The 13,196-nt window shown below is 29.7% G+C and carries 14 protein-coding genes; 9 read left to right on the top strand and 5 right to left on the bottom strand.

What is annotated here, in order from left to right; translation table 11 throughout:
• Window positions 1-16: 16 nt before the first annotated feature.
• The 5 genes from JOP69_RS00235 to JOP69_RS00255 all read right to left on the bottom strand — a co-directional run bounded on the left by JOP69_RS00235 (window position 17) and on the right by JOP69_RS00255 (window position 4,058).
• Complete coding sequence (locus JOP69_RS00235) at window positions 17-814, bottom strand: ABC transporter ATP-binding protein (protein ID WP_203395041.1); 798 nt, start codon at window positions 812-814, stop codon at window positions 17-19.
• 101 nt (window positions 815-915) lie between these two features.
• Window positions 916-1,944, bottom strand: a complete 1,029-nt coding sequence (locus JOP69_RS00240) for an iron ABC transporter permease (RefSeq protein ID WP_203395042.1) — start codon at window positions 1,942-1,944, stop codon at window positions 916-918.
• Between the two features lie 89 nt (window positions 1,945-2,033).
• Complete coding sequence (locus JOP69_RS00245) at window positions 2,034-2,615, bottom strand: non-canonical purine NTP diphosphatase (RefSeq protein WP_203395043.1); 582 nt, start codon at window positions 2,613-2,615, stop codon at window positions 2,034-2,036.
• A gap of 184 nt (window positions 2,616-2,799) precedes the next feature.
• Window positions 2,800-3,273, bottom strand: a complete 474-nt coding sequence (rlmH, locus tag JOP69_RS00250) for a 23S rRNA (pseudouridine(1915)-N(3))-methyltransferase RlmH (protein ID WP_203395044.1) — start codon at window positions 3,271-3,273, stop codon at window positions 2,800-2,802.
• Window positions 3,273-4,058 carry a hypothetical protein gene (locus JOP69_RS00255; RefSeq protein ID WP_203395045.1) on the bottom strand — a complete coding sequence of 262 codons (786 nt, stop codon included), beginning with the start codon at window positions 4,056-4,058 and terminating at the stop codon, window positions 3,273-3,275. The genes rlmH and JOP69_RS00255 overlap by 1 nt, the downstream gene beginning before the upstream one ends.
• Window positions 4,059-4,116: 58 nt before the next feature.
• On the opposite strand from JOP69_RS00255, the gene nadC reads away from it, so the two are divergent.
• The 9 genes from nadC to JOP69_RS00300 all read left to right on the top strand — a co-directional run bounded on the left by nadC (window position 4,117) and on the right by JOP69_RS00300 (window position 13,171).
• The gene (gene nadC / locus JOP69_RS00260) at window positions 4,117-4,974 is read left to right on the top strand and encodes a carboxylating nicotinate-nucleotide diphosphorylase (RefSeq protein ID WP_203395046.1); all 858 of its coding nucleotides are present in this window, start codon (window positions 4,117-4,119) and stop codon (window positions 4,972-4,974) included.
• Between the two features lie 12 nt (window positions 4,975-4,986).
• Complete coding sequence (locus tag JOP69_RS00265; protein WP_203395047.1) at window positions 4,987-7,089, top strand: M3 family metallopeptidase; 2,103 nt, start codon at window positions 4,987-4,989, stop codon at window positions 7,087-7,089.
• A gap of 8 nt (window positions 7,090-7,097) precedes the next feature.
• Window positions 7,098-7,466, top strand: coding sequence for a copper resistance protein NlpE (locus JOP69_RS00270; protein WP_203395048.1), 369 nt, complete (start codon window positions 7,098-7,100; stop codon window positions 7,464-7,466).
• A gap of 6 nt (window positions 7,467-7,472) precedes the next feature.
• Window positions 7,473-8,045: a pentapeptide repeat-containing protein gene (locus JOP69_RS00275; protein ID WP_203395049.1), complete on the top strand. Its 573-nt coding sequence runs from the start codon at window positions 7,473-7,475 to the stop codon at window positions 8,043-8,045.
• Window positions 8,046-8,167: 122 nt separating this feature from the next.
• Window positions 8,168-8,392 (top strand): four helix bundle protein, encoded by a 225-nt coding sequence (locus JOP69_RS18640; protein WP_252191154.1) that lies wholly within the window; start codon window positions 8,168-8,170, stop codon window positions 8,390-8,392.
• Between the two features lie 191 nt (window positions 8,393-8,583).
• Window positions 8,584-9,531, top strand: a complete 948-nt coding sequence (locus JOP69_RS00285; RefSeq protein WP_203395050.1) for a YihY/virulence factor BrkB family protein — start codon at window positions 8,584-8,586, stop codon at window positions 9,529-9,531.
• Between the two features lie 107 nt (window positions 9,532-9,638).
• Window positions 9,639-11,006: a histidine--tRNA ligase gene (gene hisS, locus JOP69_RS00290; RefSeq protein ID WP_203395051.1), complete on the top strand. Its 1,368-nt coding sequence runs from the start codon at window positions 9,639-9,641 to the stop codon at window positions 11,004-11,006.
• A gap of 84 nt (window positions 11,007-11,090) precedes the next feature.
• A complete protein-coding gene (folE, locus tag JOP69_RS00295) occupies window positions 11,091-11,780 on the top strand; it encodes a GTP cyclohydrolase I FolE (RefSeq protein ID WP_203395052.1) in 690 nt (229 codons plus the stop codon).
• 194 nt (window positions 11,781-11,974) lie between these two features.
• The gene (locus JOP69_RS00300; RefSeq protein ID WP_215602636.1) at window positions 11,975-13,171 is read left to right on the top strand and encodes an IS256 family transposase; all 1,197 of its coding nucleotides are present in this window, start codon (window positions 11,975-11,977) and stop codon (window positions 13,169-13,171) included.
• Window positions 13,172-13,196 lie beyond the last annotated feature (25 nt).

Raw genomic sequence — 13,196 nt, forward strand, 5'->3', positions numbered from 1 at the left:
AAAATAAACATCAAACTTAACTTTTGTTAATTACAAATTGTTGTAAGGTTTTGTTAAAGTTAACAAGTTCTTTAGGAAATAAAGTATCAAAAGCATTATTATTAATTAATTCTTTTGGAGTGCCAAAATGAACGGTGTTTTCTGTTAAAAGCATTACTTCATCTGCCAACTGAATAGATAAATTAATTTCGTGAGATGATATAATAACGGTTTTATTGGTGTCTGCAACTAACTTTTTTAACAATGAAAATATTTTAATGGTATGATGCATGTCTAAATGTGCCGTTGGTTCATCTAAAATAATAATTTCGGTGTCTTGCGCTAACGCTCTAGCTATAAGAACCCTTTGTAATTGACCATCGCTTAATTCGTAAAAACGATTGTTTTTTAAATGTTCAATTTCTGTTTGTCGTAATGCTGTATCTACTTTTTCTTTGTCTTTGTCAGAAAGTTTATCAATCCAATTGGTGTAGGGTTGTCTGCCCAATGCAATTAACTCGTAAACGGTTAGTTGGCTCTCAGGCAATCGTTCTGTCAATACCAAGCTTAATTGTGTAGAAAGTTCTTTTTCGCTAAGGTTTTCTAAGTTTTTCTGATGAATAAATACAGCTCCAGAAATAGGCTTCTGAACTTTAGAAAGAGTTCTTAATAAAGTAGATTTTCCGATTCCGTTTTTACCTAAAACCGTTACTAATTTTCCTTTTTCAATTTCTAAATTGATGTTGGAAGCAATAATTTTGGAGTTCTTTTTTTGCTGATAACCTATGGATAGATTTTCAGTTTTAAGGATGATATGTATATTTTTTAGTTTCAAAGTTTCAAAGTTTCAGGGTGGCAGATTTACAAAGTTCAGCTTGTTTGCTTACAGCTTTTTAACGCTGTAACTTTGTGGCTATTTTTAACTTTGCCACTTAATTAAACAAACAATCTCTTTTTTCTAATTAGTAACCAAATAACTATTGGTGCACCAAATAAAGAGGTAATTGCATTTATTGGTAGTGTAAATTCGCTTGTTGGCATTTGTGCAATAGCATCACAAATTAGCAAGACAATTGCACCAATAATAGCAACTGCAGGTAATAATATTTTATGATTAGAACTAGAAAATAACATTCTTGCAATGTGCGGAACAGCTAAACCTACAAAGGCAATTGGTCCGGAAAATGCAGTGATAACACCTGTTAACAAACTAGTAATTAGTAATATAATATTTCTACTTCTCTTTACATTAATTCCTAAACTTTTGGCGTAATTTTCACCTAATAAAAAACTGTTTAGAGGTTTAATAACCGTGATGGTTCCTAAAATACCGATGCAATAAATAATAGCAAAAACACCAATTTCATTCCAAGTTAAATTACCCAAACTACCAAAGCTCCAAAATAAGTATTGCTGAATTTGGGCTGCTTCACTAAAATAAGCCAAAACACTAATAACTGCAGATGTTAATGAACCAAACATCAATCCGATGATTAAAATAGACATGGTGTTTCTTACTCTGTTTGCAGCAATTATTACTGCTGATAAAACTAAAAAAGCGCCCAAACTTGCGGCAATGGGTAAAGACCAATTAGAAACAGAACTTGTTAGAAAAAGTCCTCCAAAAACAGAAGAACCTAAAATTAAAATAGCCACGCCTAAACTTGCACCGGAAGAAATTCCCAACACAAAAGGGCCTGCTAGAGGATTTCTAAATAAAGTTTGCATTAACAAACCGCAAATAGACAAACCAGAACCAACTAAAACGGCTGTTATTGCCTTCGGAATTCTAAAATTAATAATGATAGTTTCCCAACTTTCTTTGGCTATAGTGCCGCCAAAAAGACTATTAAAAATATCCTTAAACGGAATGGAAACAGACCCAAAACTGATGTTCAAAAAAAACAAGACTACCAGTAATACAGATAAAAAAATAAAGTGTCTTGTATATGATTTGTTTTCCATTAATGAATGTCTGGTTCAGTGCGGCTTAAAATTACGCTTTTATAATCAAATTAATTTTTAATGATTTAATAATGTTTGATCAGGTAAATTTAATATTTATATTTTGATAGAAATCTTACTAATTTCTGAATGGCAATTCCCCTATGAGAAATGCTATTTTTTTCTTCAGAAGTCATTTCTGCAAAAGACTTTTTAAATCCGTTTGGTTTAAAAATAGGATCGTAACCAAAACCTTTTTCTCCATGCTTTTCTTTTAAAATTTCACCTTTGCAAATTCCTTCAAAAAGAAAATTTTCATCATTTAAGTTTAAAGCAACTACGGTTCTAAATTGTGCTTTTCTATTGCTAGCAGGTTTTAAATCTACCAACAACTTTTGCATATTGTTTTCAGAATTAGAAGGCTCACCTGCAAAACGAGCAGAATATACTCCAGGTTTTCCATCTAAACTATCTACTTCTAAACCTGTATCATCAGCAAAACAATTAAAACCAAATTTTTTGGTAATATAATCCGCTTTTAATTTAGCGTTTCCTTCTAAAGTGGTTTCTGTTTCGTCTATTTCATCAAAACAGTTAATATCTTTTAAACTCAATAATTGTATGGAGTCTGGTAACATTTCCTGAACTTCACTCAGTTTGTTAAGGTTATTTGTAGCGAATACTAATTTCATATTTTTAGTAGCAAAGTTTTAAAAGTAAGAAACAAAGTTACAAAGTTTTTAAGGTTTAAGTAAGTTGCAAAGTTAAAAATAGTATCAAAGTAACAAAGTGTCAAGATATTCTGATTATGAACGAAATAAAGTTTGAATTTCATTCAATAGATTAAAAATAAAAAGATCTAAATTAACAAGGTGACTATTCATGATGATACGGTTCGTTTTTAAGAATTGTAAAACCTCTGTATAATTGTTCTACAATAAATAAACGAATCATTTGATGCGAAAATGTCATTTTAGATAATGATATTTTTCCGATTGATTTTTTATAAACTGCATCAGAAAAACCATAAGGCCCGCCAATAACCAATACTAGTTGTTTTATACCGGCGTTCATTTTCTTTTGTAAATAGACAGAAAAATCAATAGAACTGTAATGTTTTCCTTTATCATCTAACAAAACTAACTGATCTGTGTTTTGTAGTTTAGATAAAATCAATTCACCTTCTTTTTCTTTTTGTTGAATTTCGCTTAAATTCTTCACATTTTTAATATCCGGAATTATTTCTAACTCAAACTTTATATAATGTTTTAACCTTTTTTGATATTCATCAATTAACAACATTAATTGTTTGTTGTCAGTTTTACCAATGGCAAGTAATTTAATTTTCATTAGAAACAATGTTTTTTATGATAAGAATTTTCTTTAAAAGCACCTATACCAGATTTACTTAAAGTATTGTAGGTTGCCAACCAATCTAATTTTAGTTTAGACCAATCTTCATTTTTAAGTAGTTTTTTTAATAAATTATTGGGTAAATGCCCTCCGCTAATAAAATACTTTCCATCAGGTTTTATAATTAAAAAATTACCACTATAAATAATTTTAAAAAAAGCATTTTTAAAAAGGCCTCTATCTTTTATCCATTTAATATCATTGTATTCTTTCATGTAGCCATAATCATATTTAAAAACATAAAATGTTTCTGCGCCTAATTTATTAAATTTCTCTCTACATTTTTTTTGAGAATTAACCCATTTTTGTCTTCTAAAGTGATATTTTTTAGAATTAAAATCTTTATGCTCTAATGTTTTGTGTGTTTTTGTATGTCTTATAAAACTTTCTTTTATAGCTTTAGTATTAAAAAGAGTGTCTCTGTAACTAATCATTAAAAAAGCATTTTTATGAATTTTTCGATTACTGTTTTTTAATAATAAAGTTCTTACTTGAGAGTAACCAATAGAATCTGTAGTTCCAAATTTAAATTTGTAAACCACTTTATTAATATTTAAAGAATCTGTTTTAAAGTTTAAACATTTTAAAACAACAGAATTACATTTTTTATAGTAAGTTATAGAGTCTATAGACTTCATCTTTTCATCTATATAATTTACAGATTGAGAAAAACCATAAAAAACGCTAAAGAGTAAAGTTAAAAAGAGTATTTTTCTTTTCATTTTCATACAAGATTTCCTCAAAAATACTATATTTTTGAATTGATAAAAATATTATGCAATGATATCTAAAAAACAATTTCAAAACGAATTAGATTTAATTATAAAAAATGCCATAAGAGAAGATATTGGTGATGGAGATCACACCTCACTTTCTTGTATTCCTGCGGATGCACAAGGAAAGGCAAAATTGTTGGTAAAAGAAGACGGAATTATAGCAGGAGTAGAGTTTGCAAAACAAGTTTTTAGCTATGTTGATAAAGATTTACAAGTAGAAACGTTTATAAATGATGGAGAGGATGTGAAATATGGTGATATTGTTTTTCATGTTTCAGGAAAATCTCAATCTATTTTAATGGCAGAACGTTTGGTTTTAAATGCCATGCAAAGAATGAGTGCAATTGCTACCAAAACAGCTTTTTTTGCAAACTTATTGAAAGGAACAAAAACCAAAGTTTTAGATACAAGAAAAACAACTCCGGGAATTAGAGCAATTGAAAAATGGGCTGTTAAGATTGGTGGGGGAGAAAACCACCGTTTTGCATTATATGACATGGTGATGATTAAAGACAATCATATAGATTTTGCGGGTGGAATTACAGCGGCAATTACCAAAACAAAAAAATATTTAGCAGAAAAGAACATCGATATTAAAATTATTGTGGAAGCTAGAAGTTTAGAAGAAATTAAAGAAATTTTATCTAACGAAGGTGTTTACAGAATTCTAATTGACAACTTTAATTATGAAGACACTAAAAAAGCCGTTGCTTTAATTGGTGATACTTGCCTAACAGAATCTTCTGGCGGAATTAATGAAGATACCATTAGAAAATACGCAGAATGTGGTGTAGATTATATTTCTTCTGGTGCATTAACACACTCTGTGTCTAATTTAGATTTGAGTTTAAAAGCTTTTTAAAAATCATTAGAAATGAAAAAATATATAACAATAGCAGCGTCTTTAATGTTGGTGATATCTTGCAACACTAAAGAAGCTAAAAAAGAAAATACCATGGATATTTCTAAAAATCCTTTATTAGTAAAAAGTACACTAGAATACGGAACGCCCGATTTTACCAAAATTAAAGCGAAACATTTTTTACCGGCTATTTTAGAAGGTATGAAAATACAAAACGAGGCAATTGCAAAAATTACAGAGAACACAGCGGCTCCAACTTTTGAAAACACCATTTTAGCTTTAGAAGAAAGTAGCAAAAAATTAGATGATGTAACTGCTGTTTTTTATGGATTGGCAGGTGCTAACACAAACGATACTATTAAAGAAAATCAAAAAGAATTAGCACCAAAATTTTCTAAGCACAGCGATGATATTTTATTGAATACAAAATTGTTTGCAAAAGTAAAAGCTGTTTATGATAACCTTTCTGAAGCTAATTTAGATGCAGAATCTAAACATTTAGTTGGTGAATATTTTAAAAACTTCTCTAAAGCGGGTGCTAATTTATCCGAAGAAAAAAAGGAGCAACTAAAAGAAATAAATTCAGAAATAGCTAGTTTGTCTAACGATTTTGGGAAGAAATTATTAGACGCTAGTAAAAAAGGCGGAATTGTAATTACCGATAAATCGAAATTAAAAGGTTTTTCTGATGAAAAAATAGCTTCTTTAGAAAAAGATGGGAAATATGAAATTCAGTTAATTAATACGACGCAACAACCTTCTTTACAAACGTTAGAAAACAGAGAGGTTAGAAAGGAGTTGTTCGAAAAATCTATTCATAGAGCAGATGCTGGTGAATATGATACAAGTGATCTTGTTTTAAAAATGACGAAATTAAGAGCTAAAAAAGCACAGATTTTAGGTTTTGATAATTATGCAAGTTGGAGTTTACAAGGCACCATGGCTGCAACACCAGATAAAGTTTTTAAGATGTTTAAAAATTTAATTCCAGGTTCATTAGATAAAGCAGCATCTGAAATAAAAGAAATTCAGGCCGAAATTAATAAGGAAGGAAAAGGTTTTAAACTAGCACCATACGATTGGAATCTTTATGCAGAAAAAGTACGTAAATCTAAGTACAATTTAAATGAAGACGAGGTAAAACCTTATTTTGAAATGACCAACGTTTTAGAAAAAGGGGTGTTTTATGCTGCTACAAAATTATACGGAATTACCTTTAAAAAACGTACAGATATACCAACGTATCACCCAGATGTTGTGGTGTATGAATTGTTTGAGGAGGATGGTTCTAAATTAGGATTATTCTTTGGAGATTATTTTGCAAGAGATAGCAAACGTGGTGGTGCGTGGATGAGTAGTTTTGTAAAACAATCTAAATTACGCAATCAGAAACCCGTTATTTATAATGTGTGTAATACTCCAAAACCAGCTGATGGAGAACCAGTTTTAATTAGTTTTGATGAGGTAGAAACTATGTTTCATGAATTTGGACATGCATTACACGGATTTTTTGGGAATCAAAAATATGCATCAATTTCTGGTACAAGTACCGCAAGAGATTTTGTAGAATTTCCTTCTCAGTTTAATGAAAATTGGGCTACGCATCCAGAAATTTTAAATAATTATGCCATACATTACAAAACAGGAAAAGTAATTCCGGCAGCATTATTGCAAAAAATTAAAGATGCTGGTACTTTTAATCAAGGATATTCTATGATAGAAAACTTATGTTCTTCTAGTTTAGATATGAAATGGCATACAATTTCTGCAAATGAGAATATTGAAGATGTTGCTAAGTTTGAAAAGGAAGCTTTAAAAAGTATGAAATTAAATATTGATGAAATTCCACCAAGATATCGTTCAACTTATTTTGCACACATTTTTAGTGGTGGTTACGCAGCAGGTTACTATTCTTATTTATGGACAGAAATGTTGAGTCATGATGCGTACGATTGGTTTAAATATAATGGATTGTTAACTCGTGCAAACGGACAAAAATTCCGTGATCAAGTTTTATCAAAAGGAAATACTATGGATTATGCAGAAATGTATAAAACCTTTGCAGGTAGAGACCCGGAAGCAGCACCAATGTTAGAAGCTAGAGGATTAAAATAGTAGATTAAATGAAATATATTATAAAAGTTGTAGCCGTAGTTTGTATTCTTTTTTTAGCATGTAAAAATAATGCTCCGGTAGATGTTACAGGAGTTTATGTAGGCGAATTTCCTTGTGCAGATTGTGTTGGAATCGATAATAAAATGACTTTGAATACCGATAGTACTTTTGTGTTAGAAAGTGTGTATAAAGGTAAAGGGGAAGGAAATGTTTTTAAAAAAACAGGAAATTATTCTATTGAAAATGGAATAGTGATTTTAGCGTTGGAAACGAGTCCTTTTAAATATGCAATTGGTGATAATTATATTGAATTGTTAGATATTGATGGTCATAAAATTGAAAGCGAGTTAAATTATAAGCTAATAAAACAAGAATAAGTTTAGATGACAGAGACTTATTTTGATAGCGAAGAGTTCACTAAAATTGATTTCACTAAAACGAAAATCAACAAAGGAGAATATGATAATTGCACTTTTTTAGATTGTAATTTCGAAAATGTGCATGCATCAAATATTCAGTTTGTAGAGTGCGAATTTATAGATTGTAATTTTAGCAATGCCATTGTAAAAGATACTGCTTTTAAAGAGGTGAGTTTTATCAATTGTAAAATGATAGGAATTAAATTTAATGAATGTGATGCCTTTTTACTGCAATTTAGTTTTAAAGACTGTCAATTAAGTTTTTCTTCTTTTTATCAATTAAAAATTCCGAAAACAAAATTTATCAATTGTAATTTGCAAGAAGTAGATTTTACAGAAACGGTTTTAATAAGTTCGCTTTTTGATAATTGTGATTTGAAAAGTGCCATTTTTGATAGAACTAATCTTGAAAAGTCAGATTTTAAGACTGCTTTTAATTTTAATATCAATCCAGAAGAAAATAGTTTAAAAGGAGCAAAGTTTAGTAAAGAAAATATTTTGGGTCTTTTGTCTGAATATAAAATTGTAGTTGAGTAAAAAGTTATAAAAAAGAAGAGTCTGACTTTGTTGCTTTGTAACTGCTTTAAACTTTGCAACTCATAAAACATAAGATTAAACAGGTGAAAACATTTAGAGGTATATTAGTTTAGCAAAAGTCTATGAACTTTGTTTCTGAAATTTATAAAGTGTCTAAATCATTTCCAAAAGAAGAAATATTTGGCTTAACTTCTCTATTAAGAAGATCTACAGTATCAATACCTAGTAATGTTTTTGAAGGTAATGGTAGAGAACGACTGAGAGAGTATCTTCGTTTTTTTAATATTGCAATAGCATCGCTTTTTGAGTTTCAAACTCATGTGGAAATTGCTTTTAATTTAGAATAGATCAATAAAGAAAAATTTGATAATTTGTATAAATTATCAAGAGAAATCGAAAGAATGTTATTCAGTTTTATTAGAAGTATAAAATCTCAACGAAAGTAAATTAATTATTGTTTTTATTCATTCAGTTTGTAACTTTGCTACTTATTAACTTAGTGCCTATGGAACTAACTTTAACTTTGTAACTCAAAATAATGAGTAAAGAAATAGAAGATAAACTAGAAAAAATACCAGTTGTAAACCTTCTGGTTAAATTTGGAAAAAGAATAAAAATTCCAGGTTTAGAAGGTATGTCTTTATACGATGTATTAGAAATGTACATTATTGGTATTGTAAGAGGGGCCTTAACAACGAGAGCAGGCGGAATTGCTTTCAGTTTTTTTATGGCTGTTTTTCCTTTTATGCTGTTTATTTTAACACTAATCCCTTATATTCCTATAGAAGGTTTTCAAGAAGGATTATTTTCTTTTATCAAAGAAATTTTACCGCCCCAAACTTTTGATGCTGTAAATGTAGTTATTGGAGATATTATTAACAATCAATACGGAGGCTTGCTTTCTTTTGGTTTTTTATTTTCTATCTTTTTAATGACAAATGGTGTCAATGCTATTTTTGGAGGGTTTGAATACTCATACCATGTAACAGATGTTAGAAATGTTTTTAGATCTTATTTTATCTCATTAGGAGTTTCTTTATTGATGTCGTTTTTTTTAATTGTTATGATTACCATCCTTATCTTATATCAAGTAGCATTATCTAAAATAGATGAAACAGGTTGGTTAGATACCGGAGATTTAGATTTATTTCTAATAGGTAAAAATGCTCTTTTTTTAGTAATGCTTTTCACTATAGTCTCCTTACTTTTTAGATATGGAACAAAGCAAGGGAAAGAAACTAAGTTCTTTTCTGCAGGTGCTCTGTTAACGACAGTAGTTTCATTATTTACCTTTTATTTATTCGGAATTTACGTAGTTAAGTTTGCACAATACAATCAATTATATGGATCTATTGGTACTCTTTTAATCTTGATGCTATTTGTGTGGTTAAACGCAATAATTCTATTATTAGGTTTCGAATTAAATGCTTCTTTACATAGTTTAAGACAAAGAAATAAAACCTTTACAACTCCTAAAAAAATATAATTTTTCACGATATTTGCGCTCGCAAAACAATTATCTATAATCAATTATCAGTGTTCTGATATATTGATAAAAGATAATTGAACATTGAACATTGATAATTGATTTACATGAAACCAAGCATACCAAAAGGAACTAGAGATTTTTCGCCAACAGAAGTAGCAAACAGAACGTATATAATGAATACGATAAAAACTGCTTTTGAAACCTTTGGGTTTCAACCCATAGAAACACCAAGTTTTGAGAACTCATCTACTTTAATGGGGAAATATGGTGAAGAAGGAGATCGATTAATTTTTAAAATATTAAATTCTGGAGACTTTTTAAAGAAAGCAGATGAAACTCTTTTATCAGAAAAAAATAGTTTAAAAGTTACTGCTCAAATATCAGAAAAAGCATTGCGTTACGATTTAACAGTGCCTTTTGCACGTTACGTTGTTCAGCATCAAAATGAAATTACTTTTCCTTTTAAAAGATACCAAGTACAACCCGTTTGGAGAGCAGACAGACCACAAAAAGGTCGTTTTAGAGAGTTTTTTCAGTGCGATGCAGATGTTGTTGGTAGCAAGTCTTTATGGCAAGAAGTAGAGTTTGTGCAATTATATGATACTGTTTTTACCAAATTAGGTTTAGCAGGAACTACGATTAAAATTAACAATAGAAAAATATTATCTGGTATTGCAGAAGTTATTGGTGCTCAAGATAAATTAATCGATTTTACAGTTGCTTTAGATAAGTTAGATAAAATTGGTAAAGAGGGCGTTGTAAAAGAAATGTTGTCTAAAGGAATTACAGAAGAGGCTATTGAAAAGGTGGATCCTTTATTTAGTTTTGATGGTTCTAATTTAGATAAATTGGCTTCTTTAAAAAGTATGTTATCAACTTCGGAAGAAGGATCAAGTGGAGTAGAAGAGTTGCGTTTTGTAATTAATTCTGTTGAAGAATTAGGATTAGAAACAGCAGCTTTAGAAGTTGATGTAACTTTAGCAAGAGGATTAAATTATTACACCGGTGCAATTTATGAAGTTGCTGCTCCAAAAGGTGTAAAAATGGGGTCTATTGGTGGCGGTGGAAGATATGATGACTTAACAGGTATCTTTGGATTAAAAGATGTTTCTGGAGTTGGAATTTCTTTCGGATTAGACAGAATATATTTAGTTTTAGAAGAGTTGGGCTTGTTTAAAACGGTTGATTTGCCTAAACCAAAGGTGATTTTCTTAAATTTTGACGCAACTACAGATATTCTAAAAATGAAAGCTATTAAGGTTTTAAGAGAAAGCAATATAAAAAGTGAGTTTTATCCTGATTTAGGGGAAAGTAATAAGGCACAAAAACGACAATGGAAATATGTTACTAATAGAGAGATAGAGTTTGTGGTTTCTAAGGTAGAAAACGATGTTTTTGTGTTGAAAAATATGAATTCTGGAGAGCAAATAAATAGCTCTTTATCAGAAATGATAATACGATTAAAAGCATAAATTATAATTTTATAATTTTTATTGATTACGAAATTAAAATAATACGTTGCAAACACGTAAATTTGCACTTTAATAAAGAATGAAATGTTTGAATTAAGCAGCAAAATGAATGACGAAAGAATTGAAGAAATAGGTGAGAATCACGTTGGTACATCAGCGAAAACTCCATTAAGAGCAGATGCTTTTGATATTTCTGACGAAGAAAAAATTGAAAGAATCCAAGAAAGTGTAAAAGATATTTTAATCACTTTGGGGATGGATTTAACAGATGATAGTTTACAAGGAACTCCTAAAAGAGTTGCTAAATCTTTTGTAAATGAGTTGTTTATGGGGTTAAATCCTAAAAATATGCCAAAAGCATCAACCTTTGACAATAATTATAATTATGGTGAAATGTTGGTAGAAAAAAACATTGTTGTGTATTCTACTTGCGAGCATCATTTATTACCTATTGTTGGTAGAGCTCATGTTGCATATATTTCGGGTGGTAAGGTAATTGGCCTTTCTAAAATGAATAGAATTGTAGAGTATTTTTCTAAAAGACCACAAGTACAAGAGCGTTTAACCATGCAAATAGTACAAGCAATGCAAGAGGCTTTAGGTGTACAAGATGTAGCTTGTGTTATTGATGCTAAACATTTATGTGTAAACTCTAGAGGGATTAAAGATATTGAAAGCTCTACGGTAACTTCAGAATTTGGAGGTAAGTTTAAAGAAAAAGATACTAAAAGAGAGTTTTTAGAATATTTAAAAATGAATTCTATTTTTGAGTAAAGAGGCTGTTTCTGTGAATGCAGAACTTTAAAATATTAAAAACCGTTTAGATTTATTTCTAAACGGTTTTTTAATTTTAAGATAAACTTATAATATGGATATTTGGCACTGTCTCATAAAGTGTGTAAGTTTTAAAATCTCAGGTTAATTAATTAACCTGAGATTTTTTTATTAATTTTAAATTTTACATATTTATGAAACCAGAAGACATTTTAAACGAAGATTTTTTAAAGCAATTTAAAAGCGGATCAGAACTTACTAATTTTTTAGAACAGCTTCATAAGCGAGGCATAGAAAAAATACTTGAAGGAGAGTTAGATGCTCATTTAGACTATGGAAAGCATCAAAAAAGTAAATCAACTAATCTTCGAAATGGGTATACCAAAAAGAAACTAAAAACAACTTTAGGGGAGACAGAAATAAACGTTCCAAGAGACCGTGAAAGTTCTTTTAACCCAATGATTGTTAAGAAAAGAGAAAGTACCACAGAAGGTATAGAAAACATTATAATTTCCCTTTATGCAAAAGGGATGAGTAATAGCGATATAGAAGAACAAATACGAGAACTCTACGATTTTAATATCTCCACAAGCACTATATCAAGAATTACCGATAGTATCACCAATGATATTATAGCTTGGAAAAATAGACCTTTAGAAGCAACCTATCTTATAGTTTGGATGGATGGAATCGTTTTTAAAGTTAGAGAAAACTCTAAAGTCATCAACAAAACCATTTACATCGCGGTAGGTTTGAGAACTGATGGAAAAAAAGAAGTACTTGGTTTATGGTTAGGTAAAAATGAATCTTCCGCTTTTTGGATGAGTGTTTTAACCGACATTAGAGCTAGAGGAACACAAGATATCTTAATCACAGCAACCGATAATTTAAATGGATTTACAGATACAATTAAAACTGTTTTCCCTAATTCTGTTACTCAAATATGTGTGGTGCATCAGATTAGAAACTCCTGTCGTTACGTTGTTTGGAAAGATAAAAAAGAGTTTACCAGAGACATGAAACAAATCTATACTGCACCGACAAAAGAAGCAGCAAAGGCATCCTTAAAAGATTTTAAAGATAAATGGGATTCTAAATATTCTTATGCGATTAAAAGTTGGGAAAATAACTGGGATGAACTTACCGTTTTCTTTGATTTCCCTATAGAAATAAGAACTATAATTTATACCACAAATCTTATAGAAAATCTCAACGGGAAAATTAGAAAATATACTAAAAACAAACTCTCGTTCCCAACCGATGAAGCTGTCATGAAATCTGTTTTTTTAGCACTGAGAGAAAGTACTAAAAAGTGGACAATGCCAATTAGAAATTGGGGAGTTATACTTAATCAATTTTTAGCTATATTTGAAAACAGGATTAAACTATAAATAATTTAACCCTGAGTTTTTTAAC

The sequence above is a fragment of the Polaribacter sp. Q13 genome (genome assembly GCF_016858305.2).
GTDB lineage: Bacteria > Bacteroidota > Bacteroidia > Flavobacteriales > Flavobacteriaceae > Polaribacter.

Coding starts and splice junctions, on each gene's coding strand:
- JOP69_RS00240 (WP_203395042.1), bottom strand. CDS start 1,944: ATGGAAAACAAATCATATACAAGACACTTTATTTTTTTATCTGTATTA.
- JOP69_RS00245 (WP_203395043.1), bottom strand. CDS start 2,615: ATGAAATTAGTATTCGCTACAAATAACCTTAACAAACTGAGTGAAGTT.
- rlmH (WP_203395044.1), bottom strand. CDS start 3,273: ATGAAAATTAAATTACTTGCCATTGGTAAAACTGACAACAAACAATTA.
- JOP69_RS00255 (WP_203395045.1), bottom strand. CDS start 4,058: ATGAAAAGAAAAATACTCTTTTTAACTTTACTCTTTAGCGTTTTTTAT.
- nadC (WP_203395046.1), top strand. CDS start 4,117: ATGATATCTAAAAAACAATTTCAAAACGAATTAGATTTAATTATAAAA.
- JOP69_RS00265 (WP_203395047.1), top strand. CDS start 4,987: ATGAAAAAATATATAACAATAGCAGCGTCTTTAATGTTGGTGATATCT.
- JOP69_RS00270 (WP_203395048.1), top strand. CDS start 7,098: ATGAAATATATTATAAAAGTTGTAGCCGTAGTTTGTATTCTTTTTTTA.
- JOP69_RS00275 (WP_203395049.1), top strand. CDS start 7,473: ATGACAGAGACTTATTTTGATAGCGAAGAGTTCACTAAAATTGATTTC.
- JOP69_RS18640 (WP_252191154.1), top strand. CDS start 8,168: ATGAACTTTGTTTCTGAAATTTATAAAGTGTCTAAATCATTTCCAAAA.
- JOP69_RS00285 (WP_203395050.1), top strand. CDS start 8,584: ATGAGTAAAGAAATAGAAGATAAACTAGAAAAAATACCAGTTGTAAAC.
- hisS (WP_203395051.1), top strand. CDS start 9,639: ATGAAACCAAGCATACCAAAAGGAACTAGAGATTTTTCGCCAACAGAA.
- folE (WP_203395052.1), top strand. CDS start 11,091: ATGTTTGAATTAAGCAGCAAAATGAATGACGAAAGAATTGAAGAAATA.
- JOP69_RS00300 (WP_215602636.1), top strand. CDS start 11,975: ATGAAACCAGAAGACATTTTAAACGAAGATTTTTTAAAGCAATTTAAA.